General features: G+C 63.3%; 16 protein-coding genes. 11 read left to right on the top strand and 5 right to left on the bottom strand.

The genetic code is table 11. The features are described 5' to 3' along the window. The first annotated feature begins 98 nt into the window (after nucleotides 1-98). From SALLO_RS0103145 to SALLO_RS0103120, 6 genes are all read left to right on the top strand, one after another. Nucleotides 99-1094 (top strand): LacI family DNA-binding transcriptional regulator, encoded by a 996-nt coding sequence (locus tag SALLO_RS0103145; protein ID WP_022834869.1) that lies wholly within the window; start codon nucleotides 99-101, stop codon nucleotides 1092-1094. Nucleotides 1095-1411: 317 nt separating this feature from the next. Further along, the gene (locus SALLO_RS0103140; RefSeq protein ID WP_028566843.1) at nucleotides 1412-4492 is read left to right on the top strand and encodes a SusC/RagA family TonB-linked outer membrane protein; all 3081 of its coding nucleotides are present in this window, start codon (nucleotides 1412-1414) and stop codon (nucleotides 4490-4492) included. 99 nt (nucleotides 4493-4591) lie between these two features. Then, a complete protein-coding gene (locus SALLO_RS0103135) occupies nucleotides 4592-6055 on the top strand; it encodes a RagB/SusD family nutrient uptake outer membrane protein (protein WP_157621177.1) in 1464 nt (487 codons plus the stop codon). Nucleotides 6056-6212: 157 nt separating this feature from the next. Then, a complete protein-coding gene (locus SALLO_RS17575) occupies nucleotides 6213-7964 on the top strand; it encodes a PKD domain-containing protein (protein WP_022834866.1) in 1752 nt (583 codons plus the stop codon). Between the two features lie 86 nt (nucleotides 7965-8050). Next, a complete protein-coding gene (locus SALLO_RS0103125) occupies nucleotides 8051-10582 on the top strand; it encodes a glycoside hydrolase family 3 N-terminal domain-containing protein (protein WP_022834865.1) in 2532 nt (843 codons plus the stop codon). Nucleotides 10583-10663: 81 nt separating this feature from the next. Beyond that, the gene (locus SALLO_RS0103120; protein ID WP_084696123.1) at nucleotides 10664-11566 is read left to right on the top strand and encodes a glycoside hydrolase family 16 protein; all 903 of its coding nucleotides are present in this window, start codon (nucleotides 10664-10666) and stop codon (nucleotides 11564-11566) included. Between the two features lie 297 nt (nucleotides 11567-11863). On the opposite strand, the gene SALLO_RS17570 is transcribed toward SALLO_RS0103120, so the two are convergent. Beyond that, entirely contained in the window at nucleotides 11864-12370 is a 507-nt protein-coding gene (locus SALLO_RS17570) for a Dps family protein (RefSeq protein ID WP_051141271.1), read from the bottom strand. A 214-nt stretch (nucleotides 12371-12584) separates the two neighbouring features. On the opposite strand from SALLO_RS17570, the gene rsmH reads away from it, so the two are divergent. The 4 genes from rsmH to SALLO_RS0103095 all read left to right on the top strand — a co-directional run bounded on the left by rsmH (nucleotide 12585) and on the right by SALLO_RS0103095 (nucleotide 16736). Continuing rightward, nucleotides 12585-13556: a 16S rRNA (cytosine(1402)-N(4))-methyltransferase RsmH gene (gene rsmH, locus SALLO_RS0103110; RefSeq protein ID WP_022834862.1), complete on the top strand. Its 972-nt coding sequence runs from the start codon at nucleotides 12585-12587 to the stop codon at nucleotides 13554-13556. 32 nt (nucleotides 13557-13588) lie between these two features. Further along, nucleotides 13589-14026: a hypothetical protein gene (locus SALLO_RS17565; RefSeq protein ID WP_022834861.1), complete on the top strand. Its 438-nt coding sequence runs from the start codon at nucleotides 13589-13591 to the stop codon at nucleotides 14024-14026. A gap of 83 nt (nucleotides 14027-14109) precedes the next feature. Then, nucleotides 14110-16053 carry a penicillin-binding protein gene (locus SALLO_RS0103100; protein ID WP_028566839.1) on the top strand — a complete coding sequence of 648 codons (1944 nt, stop codon included), beginning with the start codon at nucleotides 14110-14112 and terminating at the stop codon, nucleotides 16051-16053. A 77-nt stretch (nucleotides 16054-16130) separates the two neighbouring features. Continuing rightward, complete coding sequence (locus tag SALLO_RS0103095) at nucleotides 16131-16736, top strand: DUF1684 domain-containing protein (RefSeq protein WP_022834859.1); 606 nt, start codon at nucleotides 16131-16133, stop codon at nucleotides 16734-16736. A 63-nt stretch (nucleotides 16737-16799) separates the two neighbouring features. Here the strand turns inward: SALLO_RS0103095 and thiS are convergent, their stop codons facing one another. Then, complete coding sequence (thiS, locus tag SALLO_RS0103090) at nucleotides 16800-17030, bottom strand: sulfur carrier protein ThiS (protein ID WP_022834858.1); 231 nt, start codon at nucleotides 17028-17030, stop codon at nucleotides 16800-16802. Then, the gene (gene thiO / locus SALLO_RS0103085) at nucleotides 17027-18154 is read right to left on the bottom strand and encodes a glycine oxidase ThiO (protein ID WP_022834857.1); all 1128 of its coding nucleotides are present in this window, start codon (nucleotides 18152-18154) and stop codon (nucleotides 17027-17029) included. The genes thiS and thiO overlap by 4 nt, the downstream gene beginning before the upstream one ends. Nucleotides 18155-18277: 123 nt before the next feature. On the opposite strand from thiO, the gene SALLO_RS14810 reads away from it, so the two are divergent. Beyond that, nucleotides 18278-19357, top strand: a complete 1080-nt coding sequence (locus SALLO_RS14810; RefSeq protein WP_022834856.1) for an NAD(P)/FAD-dependent oxidoreductase — start codon at nucleotides 18278-18280, stop codon at nucleotides 19355-19357. Here the strand turns inward: SALLO_RS14810 and SALLO_RS0103075 are convergent. Together SALLO_RS0103075 and SALLO_RS0103070 are read right to left on the bottom strand one after the other, a co-directional pair. Then, a complete protein-coding gene (locus tag SALLO_RS0103075) occupies nucleotides 19340-20806 on the bottom strand; it encodes a M20/M25/M40 family metallo-hydrolase (RefSeq protein ID WP_028566838.1) in 1467 nt (488 codons plus the stop codon). The two genes, SALLO_RS14810 and SALLO_RS0103075, sit on opposite strands and share 18 nt — an antisense overlap. A 28-nt stretch (nucleotides 20807-20834) precedes the next feature. Further along, on the bottom strand, nucleotides 20835-22193 hold the full coding sequence (locus SALLO_RS0103070) for a class II 3-deoxy-7-phosphoheptulonate synthase (RefSeq protein WP_022834855.1): 1359 nt from the start codon (nucleotides 22191-22193) through the stop codon (nucleotides 20835-20837). Nucleotides 22194-22468 lie beyond the last annotated feature (275 nt).

Genomic DNA, 22468 nt, shown 5'->3' with positions numbered 1-22468 from the left:
CGGCTGGAAGCTTGTGCCCCGAGCGCTTCCGAAACCGCGCAATACAGCTTACGTGTCATCTGTTCACTTCTCACTGTGTTAGGTTTTGTTTCTGTGCCATGGCCGTTACCATACGCGATGTTGCCAAAGCTGCCGGCGTCTCGGCAACAACCGTCTCGCGCGTGTTCAACCACAGCGACTTGGTTACCAAGCAAACGCAGGAACGCGTGCAAGCCGTGGCCAACCGGATGGGCTACCGGCCCAACGCCACCGCCAAAAGCCTAAGCCACGGACGTACCCAAACCATTGGCATTATCGTACCCGCGCCACACGGCGAGTTCTTTTCGGAAATCATCCGCGCGGCCGACGAGGTCGCCCAACAGTCTGAGCACTACCTTCTCATTTCGAGCGCACACTACAGCCTGGAAGAAAGTGAGGTGGCCCTGCAGTCGCTGCAGGGGCGCGTCGATGGGCTTCTCGTCATGACGACCCACGTGCAGGCTCAGGCCGAGCTGCTCGACCGATACGCGATCGACATCCCGGTTGTGTTCATGAATAGCCCGGTGGAGGCCTCGCCGTACCCGTCGTTCCAGATCGAAAACAGGGGCGGCGCGCAAGCCGCTACGCAGCACCTCATCGACCGGGGCTATCGCCACATCGGCATCATCTTGGGGCCTCGGGACAGCCACGATGTTCAGGAACGGGTTGCGGGCTATCGCGCGGCCCTCGCGGCGGCAGGACGCGACCCCGACGCGCAGCCCGTCATAGAAGGCGACTTTACACAGGCCAGCGGGTTCGACGCCGGCCGTCAGCTCCTGGCGCTCGATACCCTCCCGGATGCCGTCTTTGCTTGCAACGACTACATGGCGATCGGCGCGATGGCCGCGCTCCAAAAGGAGGGCATCGTGATTCCAGACGACCTGGCCATCGTCGGATTCGACGATATTCCGAGCGCGCAGTACACCACCCCATCGCTCACTACCGTCCGCGTGCCGGTGTACGAGCTAGGGCGCCGCGCCGCCGAGCGGCTCATTGCCATGCTCGGCGCCTCCGTTGCCGAGGCCCCGCTGCATACCACCATGCCGTCCGAGCTCGTCGTGCGCACGAGCACCTAAGCCCACCGTCTTCAGGCACTTGTGCGGCCCATAACGAACATCTAGCGCCGCCCCAGCGCTTCGATTCGAGAAAAACGCCGGGCCGACTTGCAATTGTGACCCGCGTAACACTATCATTATTTCCAGTAATGAAACCGGTTTCATTTTTTTTGCTACGCATTGTAACCGGTTTCACCCTTGGGTTTCGGGAGCAGATTGTTCGCTGAACGAGGCACATACGCCCGCATCGATACGCGGTCTTTTCGGAAGCGCTTTGCACACAGTCGCCCCTATCCAAGCCATCCGTTACCCTTCGCACGAAGAGTTCTCCAACCATCATGCTCTGGAAGAGGCTACTTTCACTTGTGGTGTGGTTTGCGCTTGGCGCTGCCGCGCTTCCCTCCACGGCTGCTCACGCGCAATCTGGCACCATATCCGGCGTCGTTACCGAAGCTGAAGGCGGCGCGCCGTTGCCCGGCGCTAACGTCGTGGTCGTTGGAACCACCAACGGCGCAAGCACCAATGCCGAGGGGCGGTATTCATTTTCTGTTGCGCCCGGTACCTACACCCTACAGGCATCGTTTGTCGGATACCGCACCGAGCTCAAGGAAGCGATTGTGGTGACGGCCGGCGAAACCACCACCGTCAACTTTGCCATGCAAACCGGCATGCAGCTCGATGAGATGGTGGTAGTGGGATACGGCGAGCAAGAGCGGCGCAACCTGACCGGGTCGGTGGCCTCTGTTTCTGCAGAGGAGATTGAAGATCGGCCGATTGAGAGCGTAGAGGAGGCCCTTCAGGGCAAAGCAGCCGGCATTAACATTGTGCAGAACTCGGGGAGCCCGGGCTCGGCCTTTACCGTTCGGATTCGTGGCACCGGCACCATTGGCAACAACACACCGCTGTACGTGGTGGATGGCATCCCGGTAAATGGCGACATCAGCTATTTGAACCCGAATGACATTGCCTCCATCGACGTCCTGAAAGGCGCGGCGTCCGCGGCCATTTATGGGACGCAGGCCGCAAACGGCGCGGTGCTCATCACCACCAAAAGCGGAAATCCCGGCGAGCGCTCCGTAACATTTCGGAGTTCGTTGGGGGTGCAGGAAACCCCGCGCACCATCGATATGCTCTCGGCTGCGCAGTACGCAACGTTGCGGAACGAAGCCCTCATCAACGACGGGAGCCCGCCCGCCTACTCGAATCCGGCTGAGTTTGTGGGACGAAGCACCAACTGGCAGAACGCGATCTTCCGCACCGGCCTGATTCAGGACTACGGCTTGGCCGTGTCGGGCGGAGAGGAGAGCTTCACCTACCGCCTCAGCGGCTCATACATGCGCGAAGGCGGCATCATTGAAGGATCGAGCTACGAGCGCTACAACGTGCAACTCAACTCGACCTTCGATGTGAGTCCGCTCCTTACCGTAGGCGAGCGCATCACGCTGACCAACTCGGCCCGGCAAACCTTGCCGGAGACCGATGACGTGCGCAACATCATGATCCAAACGCTTCAGATGGACCCCACGGTGCCCGTCTTTAATGCCGACGGATCGTACACCGCCCCCCGGTTCTCAAACACGCAGAATCCGGTGGCCGTGATCGACTTTAACAACAATACGTTTCGCATCAACCGTTTCGTGGGGAACGCCTTTGCGGAGCTTACGCCCCTGGATGGGCTGACCGTCCGCTCGGATGTGGGCCTCGATGTGCGGTACGGCAACAACTACTACTTCCTGCCGACCTACAACGTAAGCCCCGACTTCACGAACCCGAACAGCGTGGTGGCGCGCTACTCAGACCGGGTACGTTCCATTGTCTGGAACAACACCGCCACCTATACCCGCGCGTTCGGGAGCCACGATATGACGCTTTTGGGGGGCACCACCGTAGAAACCAATAACTACCAGTTCATCGATGCCTCAACGCTCGGTACGCCCAGCAACGATCCGTCGCTGCGGTACCTGTCTTCAGGCACGCAAATAAACGGCGCCGCAGGCAGCGCCTCGAACTCGCGCCTGCTTTCCTTCTTCGGACGCGCCAATTACAACTACAGCAACCGGTACCTGCTCACGCTCGTGGCCCGCTATGACGGCTCGTCGCGCTTTGGATCGCAGAACCGGTTTGCCTTCTTCCCGTCGGTATCGGCCGCCTGGCGCGTCTCCAATGAGCCGTTCTTCCCCGAAACGGACGTCGTCAGCGACCTGAAGCTGCGCGTTGGATGGGGACAAAACGGCAATCAGGAGGTGGGCGATTACACCTTTGCCGCCCTCATCACCTCGGGGCAAGACTATCCGCTGGGCACGGGCGAGTCGCGCGTTCCGGGATCGGCCCCGCTCGGCGCTCCGGCGCCCGACCTGAAGTGGGAAACCACCACCCAGTCGAACATCGGGCTCGATGCGTCGCTGTTGGACCAACGCTTTAACGTGACGCTCGACTACTTCATCAAGACCACGGATGACGTGCTCTTGTACCCGCCCAACATCCCCACGAGCGGCCTTACCTCGCTCTCGCCGTCCAACATCGGCAAGATCGAGAACCGCGGCTTCGAAGCATCGGTCAACTACTACGGTGAGGCGCTCGATGGCGACTTCACGTACGACGTGGGCGTTAACTTCTCGGCGCTGGACAATGAGGTCATACGCCTGGTAGAAGGCGTAGACATCGTGCAGGGCTTTTACCGTCAGGGCGCCATCACACTCACGCAGGCCGGAAGCGACGTTGGTGCGTTCTATGGCTGGGTGACCGACGGCATCTTCCAGACGCAACAGGCCATTGAGGAAGCCAACGCCCGCGACGGCGACGCCAGCACACCGTATCAACCCGATGCGCGTCCCGGCGACATCCGCTTCAAAGACCTGAACGGCGACGGCCGGGTGAATGACGAAGATCGGACCTTCATCGGCAGCCCGACGCCCGACTTCTCCTACGGGTTTACGTCACGTCTTTCGTTCCGCGGGCTTAGCCTAAGCCTCTTTCTGCAGGGCACGCAGGGGAATGAAATCTTCGCAGCCTACAAGTACTACACCGAAGGCGCTGCACTCTTTAACCTCTCGGAGGCCGCGCTGGATCGGTGGACGGGCCCCGGCACGAGCAACACCATGCCGCGCCTGACGGCCAACGACCCGAACCAAAATACGCGCATCTCCGATCGCTACGTGGAAGACGGGTCGTACCTGCGGCTGAAAAATGTACAACTGGGCTACACGCTGCCCACGTCGCTCCTTACCCGCATCGGCGGCCTGCAGAAGGCGCGCGTGTACGTAGGCGCACAAAATCTGCTTACCATCACGGGATACGACGGCTACACGCCTGAAATTGGTGTGGGCGACGACGAGGCGGCTACGCTCGACCGCGGCATCGACCGCGCGACCTACCCGCAGCCGCGCATCTACACGGTGGGCCTAAACCTGACGTTCTAGCGCACTCCGCAGCCGTCCCGTTTTTTCTGATTGATGATCGCTTTTGAACCCATGCGTACTCTCACACCTTTTCGCGTTGCCTTCGCGCTCCTCCTTAGCATGAGCCTGCTTATTGGCTGCGACAGCTTCTTGGAGGTCACGCCCCAGGGCCAACTGACAACCGCTAACTTCTACCGCAGCGCCGCGGATGCCGAAAAGGCCATCGCAGCGGCCTACAGCGGCCTGCAAGATCCCGCCGACTACCTCCTGCCCTATCCGATTGTGTTTGGTGGCGTTGCCTCCGACAATGCGGCAAAGGGCGGCGAAAGTGGGAATGACCAGCCGGACATCCAATCCATCCAGAACTTCGTCCATAATCCGTCCAACGGATATGTCGACCTGGCCTGGGACGAACTGTATGCGGGCGTTCACCTGGCCAACCTCGCCATCGCGAACATCCCAACTATCGACATGGACACCGCGCGCCGCGAACGGTTCGTGGCCGAGGCGAAGTTCTTACGTGCCTACTACTACCATTACTTGCTCCTGCTCTTTGGTCTGGAAGGCGAAGGCGTTCCGCTCATCTTAGAACCGGTGCAAAATGAAGAGGCCGATGTGCCCAAGACGCCTGAAGATGAGGTGTGGGCCCAAATTGAACAGGATCTCACCGAGGCTGCTGCGGTCTTGCCCGCGACCTATTCGGCCGCCAACGTAGGCCGCGCCACCCGTGGGGCCGCGCAAGCGCTGTTGGTAAAAGCCTACATGTTTCAGGAGAAGTGGGCCGCGGCCGAAGCCATGGCCGAGAACGTCATCGCCGGCCCCTACAGCCTAGCGCCCGATTACAGTTCCATCTTTACGCTGGAGGGCGAATACGGGCCGGGCTCCATCTTCGAAATCAACTACGCCAACATCAGCGCGCAGGCGGAAGGCACCGATGCAACGGTGTACCAAACCAGCCGCAGCACCTGGGGCTACGGCTTTAACTGCCCCACCGAGAGCCTGGTGGATGCCTACGAAGCGAACGATCCGCGCCTTGAGGCGACCGTCATCTTCGATGGCGAAATGATGCCCGACGGATCCACCATTGATACCGGAGCAAGCCCCACCGGCTATTACAACGAAAAAATATGGATTCCGCAAAGCGCGTGGCCCCAAAACGCCGGCGGCGACGTGCTCGATGGTCCCACGAACCGGCGCTTCATTCGTCTCGCACAGGTGCTGCTGTGGCACGCCGAGGCGGCCAACGAAAACGGCCATCCGATGGAAGCCCTGGAGTCGCTGAACCGCGTGCGACGACGGGCCCGCGATGCCGACGCCGACCCGACCAACGATCCGGCCGGCGTGCTGCCCGACATTACCACAACGGATCAGGCGCAGCTGCGCACCCTCATTTATCGCGAGCAGCGGGTTGAGTTGGCGATGGAGTACCACCGCTACTTTACGCTTGTGCGTCAAGGTCGCGCGGCCGAAGTGATGCAAGCATTCGGCAAACCCTTCCAGGAAGGCAAGCACGAGCGCCTGCCAATTCCGCAGCTGCAAATTGACCTTAGCAACGGCGTCATCACCCAGAATCCTGGCTACTAACCGCGCACCGCGCGTCGTTACCGTTCGCGCGGCCCGTGCACTGCGCAGCGGGGCCGGCCTCCTCAACCCGGGCCGCCCCGCGCGCTCCCACGGGGCTCCCGCGGATGCCTGACGCGCCCCGCTGGTTCGTTTCCGTATGCCTCAATCCACGACTGTCATGACCATGCACCCTTTTGCCTTCCGCTCGCTCGCTGTTCTTACCCTCGTTGGCCTTATGGGCCTCCTTACCGGCTGCGACTCGGGCGGCGGAAGCGGCATAGCCAGCAATTTTATGGTCCCCAATACGTCAGCCCTTAACTTTGAAGTGGAATCGGGCGAGACGCAAACGCAGGAGCTCACCTTGGTCTACCAGAAGTTGAGCGAGCGCCCAGCGCCCGAAGAAACCGAGCTGCAGTACTACACCATTGAGCGTACCGAAGATACCGGAACGCCCGAGGACGGCTCCAGCACGTTTCGGGTGACGTTCACCGCGCCCGACGAGGCCGGCTCGTATGCGCGGCCGCTCGTCTTTCGCGCCGGCACAGCAGCTGTGACCATCCGGCTTGCCGGCTTTGCCACCGGCGGCCCGCAGCCCATCACCGACTTTAGCGGTAACGAAACGGGCTTCACGCCTTTTAACGGCGCCATCAGCCTAAGCCTCGAAAATGAGCAGTTGGTTATGGAAGCCAGCAACGTCGGCGGCACGGGCGTCTTCCCGGGTATGTTCACGGCGTTCGACCAGCCCCTCAACTTCGAGCCGACGCCCGTCCTAGCCATCCGCATGAAGGTTACCACAGACAGCGACGGCCCGCTGCGGGTGCGCGCGGCCCTCAACCAGGCCGGCGATCTGCCCGATGCCAACGCCACGGTGCCCGAGTTGCTGGCCAACATACCGGCCGACGGCGAATACCGGACGTACTACTTCGATTTCCGCAACAACTTCGTGCAGTTCGACGGCCAACCGGTCGATCCGGGCAATATCAGCGAGCTGGTGCTGCTGTTCAACGACAACATCGCCGACACCTTTACCGGCACGTTGTACATCGACAGCATCGTGCGCCGCCCCGACATTCCCGATGACGCCGACATCGCCAACCAGGCGCCCACGGCGGCCTTCAGCTTTAGCCCAACGACGCCGGCCCCCGGCGCTGAGGTCTCGTTCACAGATGATTCCTCCGATCCCGACGGTACCATCGCATCGTACGCATGGGACTTCGGCGATGGCGCAACCGGCAACGGACCGTCGCCCACGCACACCTACAGCGCAGCGGGCACGTACACCGTGGGGCTTACCGTCACTGACAACGACGGGGCCACTGCCGAGGTCACACGCTCCATTACGGTGCAAGAAAACACCGGCAACACCTCGGAGCTGGTCTTCGATGACTTCGAGGACGGCTTGCAAACCGATGAATACTTCACGTTCTCGGGCGGCGGCGCATCCATTCAGCTGGCGACCATCAGCGACGTACCGAGCGGATCGAGCGGTACCACGGCGCTACAGGCCACCATCACGGGCGGAAGCGACGGCTTCGCGGGCTTCGGGAAAACATCGCTCACCGACCTTAGCACGCTCAGCGGTACCACGCGCTACATGAACTTCTACGTGCGCACCAGCGCCGCCACCGCATTTTCGCTGGAGATCAACCTCCAGGAAGACCAGGACGGCAACGGCACGTTCGATGGCAGCGGCGCGGTGGACGACGAGTTCCAGTACGTCTACGAGGCAACGTCCGGGAGTGGCTACACGCTCGTGAGCATTCCGATTGGCGACTTTGCCGATGACAACGCTGTAAACAACGGCGGCGATGGCACGCTTTCCAGTTCGATTCTGAACATTGTCTTTGCCATTGGCGGCATCAACGGAGCCGACTACACGCTGTCGGTTGACGACATCGTCTTCTCCACTGACCCGCTGGCGGGCAACTGACCTGTGCTGTCGATGCATCGAGGCGGCGCGCACCAACAGCGCGTCGCCTCATCCTTTTTGTAGACCTCTGATTTTTAGTTGCGATAATGCTTACCTCGAACGGCCCCTCGCTGGCCCGCACCCTCGCGTCGCTTCTGCTCATGGGCAGTCTCGTTTTCTTTGGATGCACGCACACCCAATCGACAACGACAGCGCCGGCTGATGAAGCGTCGCCAGCAACAAGCGACGGCTCAAGCACGCTTAGTCAGACGGGCGCCCGTGCGCCGGAAGAAGGCGCTCCGATGCCGCTCAACCGCTCGGTGTCGCTCATCGATGCACCCGGCGCGCCGGTTGCTGTAAGCGGGCAGTCGAGCCAGGCGTTTGCCAACCGTATCATCGCCGATAGTGCCGGCACTTCGATCCCCAACATCGACGCCCGCGTAGATTCCGTGCTGGCGCTGATGACACTGGAGGAAAAGGTGGGCCAGATGATGCAGCTGGAGCTGGGCATGGCCACCAACCGCGATACCTACCCCCAAACGATCAACGAGGAAAAGCTCCGGCGTGTGATCCGCGAATATCACGTGGGCTCGTTGCTCAACGTGGTTAATGCAGCGTTTACGCTCGACCACTGGCGCAGCCTCATGACCAAGATCCAGGCGGAAGCCGCCCAAACGCGTCTTGGCATTCCGGTGCTGTATGGCATCGATGCCGTCCACGGGGCCAACTACACCCGCGAGGCGGTTCTCTTTCCGCAAAATCAGGGGTTGGCCGCTACGTGGAACCTTCCCCTCGCCACCCGCGCCGCCGAAATTACGGCGCACGACGTACGGGCGAGCGGTATCCCCTGGAATTTTGCGCCCGTGCTTGATGTGGGCCGCGACCCGCGCTGGCCGCGCCTCTACGAAACCTTGGGCGAAGATGCACACCTTACAACCGCCATGGGGCTCGCCCTCATCCGCGGCCTGCAAGGCGACGACCTGAGCGCCCGCACAAACGTCGCCGCCACCATGAAGCATTTCATCGGCTACTCCGGACCGGAAAGCGGCCGCGACCGAACGCCCGCCCGCATCTCCGACATCGAGCTGCGCGAGCACTACCTGCCGCCGTTTCGGGCCGCTGTGGAGGCCGGCGCCGCCTCCGTGATGGTCAACTCGGGCGAAGTGAACGGCGTGCCGGTGCACAGCAGCCACTACCTGCTCACGGAGGTGCTGCGCAACGAGCTCGGCTTTGAGGGCCTCGTCGTCTCCGATTGGCTCGACATCAAGAAGCTGGTGTCGCTGCATCACGTGGCCGCCAACGAGCGTGAGGCCACCAAAATGGCGATCCAGGCCGGCGTCGACATGAGCATGGTGCCGTCGGACGTTTCGTTCTTCCATCACCTAACCGATTTGGTGCGCGACGGCGAGATCTCCGAAGCCCGCATCAACGCATCGGTACGGCGCATCCTCCGGCTGAAGTTTGCGCTGGGGCTCTTTGCTGACCCGCTGCGGGGCCTCTCGCTTGCCGATTCCGCTGGCACAGCAACCGACCGCCGGGTGGCGCTCCAAGCGGCCCGCGAGTCGATTACCCTGCTGCGCAATACCAACAACGTGCTGCCGCTACAACCCGATCAGCGCGTGTTGGTCACCGGCCCCACCGCGCACTCCATGCAGGCCCTCAACAACGGATGGACCTACACCTGGCAGGGCGGCGGGCGCGCGCAGTCGTTTTTCCACTCCGATCGCCCCACGCTTATGGAAGCCATTAAAGGGCGCTCACGTGAGAAACACGTTTCTTACGTACCGGGGAGCACGCTCACACAGCCCGATCGGATGGCCCAAGCGGTTGCTGAGGCCAGAGCCTCCGATGTAGTCGTGGTGGCGCTTGGCGAAGGCGCGTACGCGGAGACAGCTGGCAACCTGGAATCGCTCATGCTTCCGGACGCCCAACGCGCGCTGTTGCAGAAGATTGAGGCCACCGGCACGCCCGTTGTGCTTGTGTTGGTACAAGGGCGCCCGCGCACGCTTGGGAACAGTCATGAAGGGGTTGAGGGGATCATTGCGGCGCATAACCCCGGTACAGAAGGCGGCCAAGCACTCGCTGAAGTGCTGTACGGCGATGTGAACCCGTCGGGCCATTTGCCTTACACGTACCCGAACCAGCCCACCGGCTACGCCTTGTACGATCATAAAACGAGCGAGCAGCTGGCGGCCAACTTTGGAAACGAGGGCGCCAACCCGCTCTTTCCGTTTGGATTTGGTGCTTCATACACGACGTTTACCTACAGCGATCTCAAACTGAGCGCCCCAGCGGCCTCGCTCGATGCCATCCAGAACGGCCGTGCCGTAAGCGCAGAGGTTACCGTCACCAACACCGGCGCCCGCGCAGGAAAGGACGTCGTGCAGCTGTACATGCGCGACGTCGTGGCCTCCGTTACACCAGCCGTGCGGCGCCTGAAGCGCTTCGCCAAGGTGGACCTGGCCCCGGGCGAATCCAAGACCCTCACCTTCGCACTCACCGCTAAAGATTTCAGCTTCATCGGCCGCGATGCCCAACCGACGATCGAACCCGGGCGCTTCATCATCCAGGTCGATAGCCTACAAACCGAGTTTACCATCGAAAAGCACTCCCTACAGACCTCACAGGCCGTCCGCTAATCACTCCTCGATTGGTGCCGGCCCCAAACTATTGCCTGTAGCGGCTGTCTTCTGTTTCAGTACATAAACACGCCAACGATCATGACTCTACGAAAGAAGCGATTGCACGCATCAGCGCTCCTTGTGGCGCTGGTGGGCCTCTTGTTGATCACCGCCGGCTGCGACAACCCGGTACGCACGCGCGCCCAGCCCGTCGACGATCCTACGCCGTCCGACAACTGGCCCGACGATGTCACCTGGACGCATGTGTGGGGCGACGAATTCGACTACCAGGGCGCCCTCAACGGATCGAAATGGACCTTTGAGACCGGCGGCGGAGGCTGGGGCAACCAGGAGCTGCAGTACTACACCGACCGGCGCGAGAATACGCGCGTAGACGGCGACCACCTCATCATTGAGGCGCGCCGCGAGTCGTACGGCGGCAACCAGTACACCTCTGCACGGATCAATTCCGCCGCGTCGTGGACCTACGGGCGGTTCGAAATTCGGGCGCGCCTGCCCGAGGGCTTGGGCACGTGGCCCGCGCTGTGGATGCTGGCCAGCCAGGATACGTACGGCGATGCCTACTGGCCCGACAACGGCGAAATTGACATCATGGAGCACGTGGGCTACGACCCGGGCATTGTGCATGCCACCGTGCACACCGAGGCGTACAACCATGCCGACGGCACCGAAGTAGGCGCATCGAAACAAGTGCCTGATGCCACCGACGCGTTCAACGTATATGCCATTGAGTGGACGCCAGACGAAATTCGGGCCTACGTGAACGGCGAACAGTACTTTAGCTTCGCCAACGAGCGCCAGGTAAGCTCCAGCGCAACCTACGAAGAGTGGCCCTTCGACAAGCCGTTTCACCTGCTGATGAACATTGCCGTTGGCGGCACCTGGGGCGGCGCCCAGGGCGTGAACCCGGATGCCTTTCCCGCCACGATGGCCATCGACTACGTGCGGGTGTATCAGCCGGAATCGCTCGTCAACGACTAGGCTGTGTTTAAAAACACCTCGCGGACTACGCCCGGTTGGACAGCCGCTGCTGCTGCGTTGTTCTGCATCGCGGTAGGCCCGCTACAGCTGCTTCGAACGCCTTGCAGCTACGGCTTCCACCACGGGCTCGCGCTCACGTTGATTTTTCAAACACAGCCTAATGCCAGGGGAAACAGGCGATAGACCGTCTGCGAAGCAGCTTCTTACCCCGGCAACATACGCGCGCCGCCGCTTCGGAACGTCTGTATCGACGCTTCGAAGGGCGGCGCTTTTTGTTTGCGCTACGTTTCACGAAGCCTACGAGCCATCCATCACATCGCCCGCGTAGCTCTCGATTCCAACTTTTTGGATGAACTCGCGGAGGAACCACGCTTGCTGCTCGTGGACGCGCAAGTACTCAATGAGCAAGTCTTCGGTCGCAATGTCTTCCACGTCTTCGGCAAAGCTGCGGAGGGCCCGGCTGTAGGCGACCTCCATTTTGAAGGCTTCGCCCGCGATGGCCAAATCATCCGCCAGCGACTCATCGGGCGCCGGCAGGATATCTTGCTTCGAAAACTCGCTCGGGTTCCACACCGGCGTGCCGCCCAGCGTACGGATACGCTCGGCGAGGCCGTCAATTTCTTGCTCCAGCGTCTCCATGTGCTGATCGAACAGCTCATGCAGCGGGAGAAAGTGCGGCCCGGTGACCATCCAGTGGTACCGCTTGTACAAATCTTCAAAGTACAGCGCGCTGGACAGCATACGGTTCAAATCATCGATCAGCGATCCATGATCACCGGGTACAATCTGTTGTTGGATGTCCATATTCGGAGCGGGCATTGGGCACAAAAATTATGACACGTAGTGAACCTTCAGGCCGCAGGAGTAGATTCCCATGTTTTGTAACACTTGTTCGATACCCGCGGCCCGCTCAACAGCGCAGGGTATGGAGAACACGTGCGGCCCTTGACATTGCGCAACGTGCCGGTGCTTCTTGCAATATAGTGCCCTTCTGCCTTCTTGTAGGATCCTCCTGGTTATGGCTACCGCTGCCCCCCACACGCCGTACGCTACGGCCTATCATGCGCCGGTGCTGTGCGACGCCGTTGTTGCGCACCTCATGCACGACCCGTCCGGGTGCTACGTCGACGGCACGCTGGGCGGCGGCGGGCACACCGCCGCGCTGCTCGACGCCCTCGGGCCCGACGGCCACGTCATTGGGATCGACCAAGACCCTGAAGCGCTCGACGTCGCACGCAACCGCTTGAGCGAAGCGCGGGCCGCCGGTCGCTGCACCCTCCTGCGGGGAAACTTCCGCAATCTCTCGGCGCTCCTTGCCGACGCGGGCGTTTCCTCGGTCGATGGCGTGCTGCTCGACCTGGGCGTTTCCTCGCACCAGATTGACGAAGCCGCCCGGGGCTTCAGCTTCCAGCAGAACGGTCCGCTCGACATGCGCATGGACCCGACCCGCGGGCTCACGGCCCACCAAATCGTAAACAACTGGCCCCTTGCCGACCTGCGCGATGTGCTGCGTCAGTATGGCGAAGAGCGCCGCGCGCACAACATTGCCCGTGCCATTTGCCGCGAGCGCCCCCTCGATACGACCCTGGCTTTGGCCCATGTGGTACGCGGATGCGTGCCGCCGCCCGACGAGAAGAAAACCCTGGCCCGCGTGTTTCAGGGCCTGCGCATCGCGGTGAATGCCGAGCTGGATGTGCTTGAAACGGTTCTTGAACAAACGACCGACGTGGTGCGCATTGGCGGGCGGCTGGCCGTGCTCACCTATCATTCGCTTGAAGACCGGCGCGTAAAGCGCTACCTGCGCGACGGCAACTTTGAGGGAACGCCGCGGCGCGATATGTATGGAAATCGGGTGGCCCCGTGGACGCCGGTCCATGAAACCACTGCGACCGATGACGAGGTGGCTGCCAATCCACGGGCCCGCAGCGCGCGCTTGCGCGTCGGGCAGCGCCGCGACACCGCGGATGTTGGCCCGGCCATGCCCCAGTAGCTGTTCCTCTTGTGCTGCCCTGAGTCTCGCGTATGCCAAATCGCCCGCCACGCATTTCGTCGCCGCCCCGTAACGGCCGCAACGGCCACACCCGCTGGACGCGCCACGGGACGGCCCTGCCCGGCTGGAAGGAAATCGAACGCTCCACGCAAAACCATGCGCGCGAGCGGACGACGCCCCCGCGCCGCGACTCGTTCTTTGAGGGCCTATCGACCGGCCGCTTCGCACTGCTGGTGTTGTGCGTCGGCGTGCTGTTTACCGCGTATGTAGGCCATGTGCAAGCCACCCAAGAGCTGCTCAACAACCTGGAACGCGCCCGCACACTCAACCAAGAGCTGCATTTGCGGTACAACCGCGTGAAGGGCGCCTACGATCGGGCCACGGGGCCATCGGTCATCCATCGGCGGGCGCGGGCCCTTGGCCTGCAAGAAGCCCCGCCATCCGAACACGCCATCGTTGTGCCCAAATAAGTGCTTTTGGGGTACCGAAGCCGCCCCCTGCGCGCTCGTTTCCATATGTGCTCCGCACTGCTCACTGATTGCTGCTACGCGTTGTGACGCCGATTGACGAAACCCGCACCCGGATGTACCTGATGCTGGTCGTGCTTTTCGGCCTGCCGGTGGGCATTGTTGGGCAGATGCTGCACATCTACTGGAGCGAGGGCAACGCCCTGCAGGCGGCGGGGCGCGACCAGGCCCGCTCGATTGTTGACATCCCCGCGATGCGCGGTTCCATCCTGGATGCCAACGGCCGGGCCCTTGCCATCAACACCGCGCGCTACGACCTGGCGCTCGACCCAACCGTGGAGGGCTTTGCCGCCCGTGCCGATTCGTTCTACCACCAGTTGGGGGCCTTGCTGCCCGACCGCACGGCCCGCGAGCTCCGTACAGCCGTGCGGGAGCGTTACAGCCCGCAGTACGTGTTGCTGCAGCGCGGCCTCACCGACCGGCAGCAAACCGAGATTGTGTCGTGGGATGTGCCCGGCGTGATCCTGTCGCCGACGTTCGACCGTCGCTACAACTACGGAACCACCGCGGCCCACGTGCTGGGATATGTGGGCGCCAATGGGCAGGGGCTCGCCGGCTTGGAGCTTGCCTACAACGAGGCGCTGAGCGGAACGGATGGCTACCGCGTCGTGCAGCGCGACCGCCACGGACGCATCAAAGCGATGGTAGGCGGAACGGTGGTGCCGCCCAAACACGGCCAAAACCTTCGCCTGACCATCGACCTGGTCCGGCAGGCTGCACTTGAAGACGAGCTGGCCCGCGGCGTAGCGCGCACCGGCGCCGCTTGGGGCACAGCCGTTGCCATGAATCCCGAGACGGGCGCTATCCTGGCCATGGCGAATGTGCCCACCTACAACCCCAACCAACCAGCGGCCTACGGCAGCGCTGCGCGCCGCAACCGGGCCATCACCGACCGCTTTGAACCCGGTTCCACGTTTAAGCTTGTAGCCGCCACGGCGGCCATCGAACAAGGCATCATTAGCATAGACGACTCGGTGGAGACGGGCGATGGCTGGGCGGTCTTTCATGGCTACACGATGAAAGACGTTACGGCGCACGGCACGATTCCTTTTCGCGACGTGATTGCCCTCTCAAGCAATGTGGGCGTCGCCAAAACGGTGCAGAAGCTCAATCCGGGCACCTTTTACCAATACGCTCGCAACTTTGGCTTCGGCCAATCGACCTGGATTGACTTACCCGGCGAGGTGCGCGGGGTCCTGAAACGGCCTAGCGCGTGGAGCCAGACCTCGCAAACGTCGATGAGCATCGGGTACGAGGTGGCCGTCACGCCCCTGCAACTGCTTGCGGCCTACGCGGCGTTAGCCAACGATGGCGTGCTCATGCAGCCGTACGTGGTGGCCGAGCGGCGCAGCGCGTTGGGCACGCTGCTGTGGCAGAACCGCCCGGATTCGGTGCGTCGCGTCATGAAACGCGCCACCGCGCGCAAACTGCTGCCTGCGTTTGTGGAAGCTGTTGAGGATGGGACGGCGGAAAATGCGCAGGTGCAGCACCTGAAGGTGGCCGGCAAGACGGGCACCGCGCTTGCCATTTCGGAAGGATCCTACAGCGCCGAAAAAGCGCGGGCGTCGTTTGTGGGATTCTTTCCGGCCGACGACCCCAAAGTTGCACTGCTCGTTCTCATTGGCAGTCCGCAGACGAGCATGTACGGCGGACAGGTGGCTGCTCCCATCTTCCGCCGCATCGCGGAGCGCTGGCTGAGCACCTTCCCAACGGTGATGCATCAGGTGGTCGCCGAGGGCATCCCCGCCGATTCGATTATCCAGCAGGAGCCCCACCTTTCGCCGCCCGCGCTTCCCGACAGCACCACGACGATGCCCGACCTCACCGGCCTGAGCGTGCGGGCGGCTGTGCGGTGGCTACGCGCCCACGGCATCGAGCCGCAGGTGCATGGCCACGGCGTCGTGCATTATCAGTCGCCCGCCGCCGGTGCGCCCCTGGGCCGCCAAGCCGTTCTTACCGCCCGCTCCTAACGCGCCTCGGAAACTAACGAGCGGGCCTCGGTACAACGCAACGCACCGTTTTCCTTCCCGCCCAAACCGGCTCACCGATGCGAATTGCTTTGGCCCTTGGCCTGCTCACCAGTGCCCTCATCGCAGGCTGCGCATCCGACGCCCGCTCTTCGTACAGGCAACGGATTTTGCAAGAGCGCGTAGAGCGCGACCTGGAGATGCGTGAGGACGGCAGCCCGCTCAACCTCCAGCAGCGGAAAACATTTACGGGCCTGCACTACTACCCGGTCGACTCTACCTACCGCTTCCAGAACTTGCCGCTGCGCCCCCTCAGCCCGCCCGACACGGTGCAGATGCTCACCAACACCGGCGCCGTAGAAGCGCAAGCGAAGGTCGGCTGGGTTCACGTGCCCTTTCGGCGGGATACGGCCCGCCTGGCTGTTTTTCATGTGAGCGGCGAGCCGCCCAACGCGCTGTGGATGCCGTTCACCGATGCCACCAACGACTCCACGACCTATCCGGGCGGGCGGTATGTAGACCTCACCCTACAGCCCGACAGCACCGTCACGGTCGACTTCAACACGGCGTACAACCCGACGTGCGACTACAACCCACGGTTCAGTTGTCCGCTGCCTCCCCCCGAAAATCGGCTGTCGATTGCCATTCCGGTCGGCGAAAAGCGCTCCGGCCTTCATCCGTACTGAGGCACGACGCTAACCTCTTGGTGGATCGGGCAACTGCTGACGGTCAAACCAACGGTTGAGCCGTCATCCGCCCTGCAGGGCCTGTATGACCTCGACCGTGTCATCAGCGCCTATCGTGGATTCGGCCCACCTGCCGCGTGGCACGACCGATTCGTTGACGGCCACAGCCACGCCTGTCGTTTCCTCCGGATCGATGTCGAGCTGACGGAGGACCTCGGAGACTGTGGCGCCGGCCGGCACTTCCCGCGGCTCGCCATTCACCGTTACGGGTATCGCTGGTTCGGATGCACTCATGGGGACGAAGCGGTTGCCGATGAAAAACGCGTCGGCGCAAACGGCTCGATCCATTCGGAGGTTTCTCCCGCCAGCACGAGGCGCGCCACCTCTTGGGCCGTCACCGGCGTGAGCAAGATGCCGTGGCGGTAGTGCCCCGTGGCGTACACCACGCCCGGCGCCGCGCGGCCAAGCAGCGGCGCATGGTCGCGGCTGGCCGGACGCAGCCCGGCCCACGTCTCTTCCACCTCCAGCTCGCGAATCCCCGGCACCACCTCCCACGCGCCCTCCAACACATCGTAGATGCCGCCCGCCGTCACGCGGGTGTCGAAGCCCATCTCTTCGCTCGTCGCGCCTACCACCAGCCGCCCGTCGCTTTTGGGCGCCAGGTAGGCCTCTGGGCCGCGCACCACGTGCTGCATATCGAACGGGAGCGCCATGCGCAGTTGCAGGCTTTGCCCTTTCACCGGACGAATGGGCGGCGCCGGCACGAGGCCTTCGACTTCGCGTGACCACACGCCCGCGGCCACGATCACGGTATCGTAGGCCGTGCGCGTCCCCTCTGTCGGTACGATGGCGGGCTCGTTGCCGTCGGGCTGAACGGCCGTGACGGGCGCGTCCTCATGCAGCGTGCCCCCGGCATCCACAAACGCGGCCCGTAACGCCTGGACGAGCTTTCGGTTGTCGACCTGATGATCGGAGGGCACCCACACGGCGGCCGACAATCGCGGTGCCACAAAAGGTTCAATCTCGCGCGCCTGGCTTCCATCCAACCACTCTACTGCCAGCTCGTGCTCGCGCTGAAACGCGTAAAGCCGACGCAGCTGCTCAGCGGCGTCGTGGTCGTCGGCCACCAGCAACGTGCCCTCGTCACGGTAATCCACCGACTGGCCGCTGGCTGCTTCGAGGTCCCGTGCAAAATCGGGCCAACGCCGCAGGCTTTCCCGATTGAGCGCGTAGAGCTCCAGCTCCTCGAACTGCAACTCGGCATCGGGGGCCAGCATGCCTGCTGCCCACCACGAAGTGCCCCGCCCGGCGCGCCCGCGCTCCCACACCGTCACGTGCGCCCCGCGCTGTGCGAGAACCCAACCGGTGGCGAGTCCAATAGCCCCGCCGCCCACAATGCCAACCGATGGTGCTGCCATGTCCGTCCTGTGTTTTTTGAATAACTGCCGCCTCGCAAGAAACAGGCGCGCGTCGTTACGATAACGAGCGTGCCGCCCCAATGTGTCGGGGTCGATTCCGCTTTCTTGCAACGCATTCTCGCCATGAAAACCGATTTTATTGTCGTGGGCGCTGGCATTGCCGGTGCGTGTGCCGCCTTTGAGTTGAGCAGGAAGGGAACGGTGCGCGTGCTTGAGGCACAGACGCCCGCAGCGGGCGCCTCGGGGGCCGCCGCCGGGCTGGTGAACCCGCTGATGGGGCGCAAAGCGAATCCCACCTGGCGCCTCCACGAGGCGTTGGCGGCCACCCGGTCGCTCATCGCGCGGGCCGCGGCAGAGCATACCTTTTCGGACGACGGGGTGCTGCGCCCCACCGTGGAACCGGCGCAGGTGGACTTTTTCAAGGAGCGCCACGACGAATTTCCCGAGCTCACCGCATGGCTCTCGGAAGCGGAGGTCGCCGCGCGCTTTCCTGACGTGCAGACGTGCGGCGGCGCGCTCTTCATCCCGCAGGGCGGCGCCGTAGACGTCCCGTCCTTTGTGCGATGCCTCCTGCAGGCCGCACAACAGCGCGGGGCGGATGTTCTTACGCACACGCCCATGACGTCGTGGACCGCCGATGCCACCGGGGCGACGGTGACGGTCGGCACCAGCGATGGCCCGGCCACCTACCGCGCCCGCCATGTGGTGCTGTGCCTGGGCCAAGGCTATCCCGGGCATCCGGCGCTGGAGGCGCTCGACCTGGAGGGCATCAAGGGGCAAACCGTGCGTATGGCGCGCCCGGCGGCTACGGGCACCGGACCGCTCGTGCCCATGTCGGGCCGCGGGTACCTCGTGCCCAATGGCGACACGCTGATTGCGGGAAGCAGCTACACGCACACGTTCGATTCGCTTGCGCCCGACCCCGAGAATACGCGCTACATTTTGGAAAAGACCAACCAGATGCTACCCGGCGTGGCCGGTGCAGCGCCGCAATCCGTTACCACCGGCGTTCGGGTGAAGCACCGCAGCAGCAACCTGCCGCTGGTTGGCCCGCTGCCCGAAACAAACGAGCGCGTGTGGACGCTCACGGCCCTCGGGTCGAAGGGGTTGCTTACGGCACCGCTGCTGGCCCGCGCGTTGCCAACCTACATCCACGATCCCGCCACCATCCCCTCTGACGTGCGCCTACCCACGAACCGGTAGCTCGTCGCCCGCTGCCATCAGGTACCGGTAGAAGGCAATCATGCGGGCCACGTCGGCAGCCGATATGCGCTCGTCAACGCCGTGAATGCGCGACTGGTCATCGGGCGTAAGCCGGAACGGCGCAAAGCGGTACACACGGTCGGTGTAGGGCGCGTAGTGGCGGCTGTCGGTAGTGCCCGGCACCACGAAGGGCGCGACCACTACATCGCGGGGGCCGGTGGCATGAATGGCGTCCTTAACCAAGGCGAACGCGTCGGACGTTGTGGGGGCCACGGGCGTGGGCTCGCCTGCTTGCACCACGTGCGTTTCGATGGGCAGGTCTTCCAGCACATCGGCAACATGCGCGTGCACATCATCCACCGATTGGCCGGGCAAAATGCGGAAATTCATCGTGGCCCGCGCAGTAGACGGCACCACATTGTCTTTTACGCCGGCGGTAAGCCGCGTGGGGGCGGTGGTGGTGCGGATGGCTGCGTTGCTTGGCGCGCGTCGGGCAAGCAGCTTTTTGGCCAGCCCGTTGAACAGCCACCGATTCGCGAAGATGAGACGCCCCACAAACGGCATCGCGGGCGTTAGCGTGTCGAACGTCGTTCCGGTGACGCCGTCGAGGCGTGCGGGAAGCGGCGTGTTGCGGAGGCGCTGCACCGCCTCGGTGATGATGTCGACGCTCGTGCGAGTGGTGGGCACCGAAGAGTGGCCGCCGGGATGCGTCGCACGCAGCGCTAAGCTCAAGTAGCCCTTCTCGGCCACGCCCACGAACGCAATGGGCGCGTCGATGCCCGGCAACGCCCCCTCGGTAAGGGCACCGCCCTCGTCCACTACCAGCGCGGGCGGCGGGCCGTCTGCAGCAATACGGGCCGCCACCGCCGAAGCGCCCGCCGCGCCGCCCACTTCCTCATCGTGCCCAATGGCCAGGTGGATGGTGCGCTGCGGCTGGTAACCGGCCGCGAGCAACTGATCGACGGCTTCGAAGAGCGCACACACGCTTGCTTTATCATCCAGCGCGCCGCGCCCCCACACGTGCGTGCCGTCGTACACCCCGCCAAATGGGGGATGCGTCCAGTCGGCGGGCTCATCCACGGGCACCACATCGTAGTGAGCCATAAACACGAGCGGTGCGCGCGCCGCATTGCTCCCGGGCCACGTGTACAGCACGCTGTGCCCGTTCACCACGGAGCGTGTCAGGTGCTCGTGCACCCGCGGATATTTCGCGCGCAGGTAGGCCCGGAAGTCCGCGTACGCCGCATCGTCGCGGTCCTCCGGCGCGCGGGCCGTGATGGTCCGGTGGCGCAAGGCCCCCGCCAGCCGCTCCATGGCTTCATCGCTGATGGTCACATCGGCCGCTTCTACCGACGGCCGCTCGGGGCTCGTGGCCCACGCTGCACGTCCCACAACCGTTGCCGCGAGACCACCCAGCGCCGCCACAGCGCTCCACAGATACTTATTCATACGCTTTGGAAGGAGATGAGAACAGCAGTTACTGATGAAGTTGGCGGTACTTGCGCACCACGCTAAACGCCATTTCAAGGGCTTGCTCGTAATTGAGCCGCGGATCGACCCGCGAGTGATACGCGCGCTCCAGGTCGTGCTCGGTAAGCCCGCGCGCGCCACCGATGCACTCGGTAACGTCTTCGCCGGTGAGCTCGAAGTGGACGCCGCCCAGGTGGGACCCTTCGGCTGCATGGATATCGAACGTTTGCTCGAGTTCCGCCGAGATGTTGGAGAAGCGCCGCGTCTTGAGGCCGCCCTCGGTGCGTTCGGTATTGCCGTGCATGGGGTCGCAGCACCAGAGCACGGTGCGCCCGGTGGCCTGCACCGCCTTCAGCAGCGGGGGCAGCTTGGTGCCCACGGCATCGGCCCCGAAGCGCGTGATGAGCGTCAGGCGGCCGGGCGTATCGTCGGGGTCGAGCACCTCGATGAGGTCGAGCAGCTTCGTGCGCGTCATGCTCGGTCCCACCTTCAGCCCGATGGGATTGCGCAGCCCACGCATGTACTCCACGTGGGCGCCGTCCAGGTGATTGGTGCGTTTGCCAATCCACGGCAGATGGGTGCCCAGGTTGTACACGCCATTCTGATGCGGCACGTGACGGGTAAAGGCGGTCTCGTACGGCAGCAGCAGCGCCTCGTGGCTCGTGTAAAACTGCACGCGATCCAGCGAGCCGGGCGTGCCGTCGGCCACCACATCCATGAACCGGAGCGAATCCTCAATGGCCTGCACCAGGGCGTGGTACTCGTCCGCGAGGGGCGAATGCTGCATGAAGTCCACGTTCCAGTACTCCGGATGACGCAAATCGGCAAAGCCGCCCTCCGAAAGCGCCCGGACGAGGTTCAGCGTCAGCCCCGACTTGGTGTAGGCACGCTTCAGCCGTTGCGGGTCGGGCGTGCGCGCCTCTTCCGTAAACGCCGGGCTGTTGATGATGTCGCCACGGTAGCTGGGCAACGTAATGCCGTCGCGCGTTTCGGTAGGCGAAGACCGCGGCTTGGCGTATTGCCCGGCAAAGCGCCCCACCCGCACCACCTTGGTGTTGAGCCCGTAGGTGAGCACGAGGCTCATTTGCAGCAGAATTTTGAGCCGGCTGGTGATGATGTCGGCCGTGCAATCTTGGAACGACTCGGCGCACTCGCCGCCCTGCAGCAAAAAGCGCTCGCCGCGCGCGGCCGCTGCCAGCTCTTCACGGAGCGCATCAACCTCCCATGAGGTGACGAGGGGCGGAAGGGTCGTCAGATGGTCCACGACGTCATCAAGGGCCGCCGGATTGGGATAGGTGGGTTGTTGCCGGATCGTTTTGCTGGTCCACGAGTCCGGCGCCCAGGCAGCCACCGAAGAATGTGCCATAACATCAGAAGGGATTCGAGAGACTAAAGGAGTGTTTGAACGGCGCCCCGAACCCGGCGTTTCAGTGTTTATTGAAAGCGCTTCTCGGTGTGGGCTGCTGTCTTGGGCCGGCGCGGTATGATGAGGCGCTGTCCGCGGGGCCCGTTTACACATGACAGAAGCCGCCGGACCAGCGTGTGGCCCGACGGCTTCTGTTCTCCCCCTAGTACGTTTGATCGTCCCCTCGAGACGTCTGCAACACGAGTACGTCGTCTCGGAATGTTTTCTTTCGTTGC

The sequence above is a fragment of the Salisaeta longa DSM 21114 genome, from assembly GCF_000419585.1.
GTDB lineage: Bacteria > Bacteroidota > Rhodothermia > Rhodothermales > Salinibacteraceae > Salisaeta > Salisaeta longa.
This window is presented reverse-complemented; position numbering and strand designations above follow the sequence as displayed.

Coding starts and splice junctions, on each gene's coding strand:
- SALLO_RS0103145 (WP_022834869.1), top strand. CDS start 99: ATGGCCGTTACCATACGCGATGTTGCCAAAGCTGCCGGCGTCTCGGCA.
- SALLO_RS0103140 (WP_028566843.1), top strand. CDS start 1,412: ATGCTCTGGAAGAGGCTACTTTCACTTGTGGTGTGGTTTGCGCTTGGC.
- SALLO_RS0103135 (WP_157621177.1), top strand. CDS start 4,592: ATGAGCCTGCTTATTGGCTGCGACAGCTTCTTGGAGGTCACGCCCCAG.
- SALLO_RS17575 (WP_022834866.1), top strand. CDS start 6,213: ATGACCATGCACCCTTTTGCCTTCCGCTCGCTCGCTGTTCTTACCCTC.
- SALLO_RS0103125 (WP_022834865.1), top strand. CDS start 8,051: ATGCTTACCTCGAACGGCCCCTCGCTGGCCCGCACCCTCGCGTCGCTT.
- SALLO_RS0103120 (WP_084696123.1), top strand. CDS start 10,664: ATGACTCTACGAAAGAAGCGATTGCACGCATCAGCGCTCCTTGTGGCG.
- SALLO_RS17570 (WP_051141271.1), bottom strand. CDS start 12,370: ATGGACATCCAACAACAGATTGTACCCGGTGATCATGGATCGCTGATC.
- rsmH (WP_022834862.1), top strand. CDS start 12,585: ATGGCTACCGCTGCCCCCCACACGCCGTACGCTACGGCCTATCATGCG.
- SALLO_RS17565 (WP_022834861.1), top strand. CDS start 13,589: ATGCCAAATCGCCCGCCACGCATTTCGTCGCCGCCCCGTAACGGCCGC.
- SALLO_RS0103095 (WP_022834859.1), top strand. CDS start 16,131: ATGCGAATTGCTTTGGCCCTTGGCCTGCTCACCAGTGCCCTCATCGCA.
- thiS (WP_022834858.1), bottom strand. CDS start 17,030: ATGAGTGCATCCGAACCAGCGATACCCGTAACGGTGAATGGCGAGCCG.
- thiO (WP_022834857.1), bottom strand. CDS start 18,154: ATGGCAGCACCATCGGTTGGCATTGTGGGCGGCGGGGCTATTGGACTC.
- SALLO_RS14810 (WP_022834856.1), top strand. CDS start 18,278: ATGAAAACCGATTTTATTGTCGTGGGCGCTGGCATTGCCGGTGCGTGT.
- SALLO_RS0103075 (WP_028566838.1), bottom strand. CDS start 20,806: ATGAATAAGTATCTGTGGAGCGCTGTGGCGGCGCTGGGTGGTCTCGCG.
- SALLO_RS0103070 (WP_022834855.1), bottom strand. CDS start 22,193: ATGGCACATTCTTCGGTGGCTGCCTGGGCGCCGGACTCGTGGACCAGC.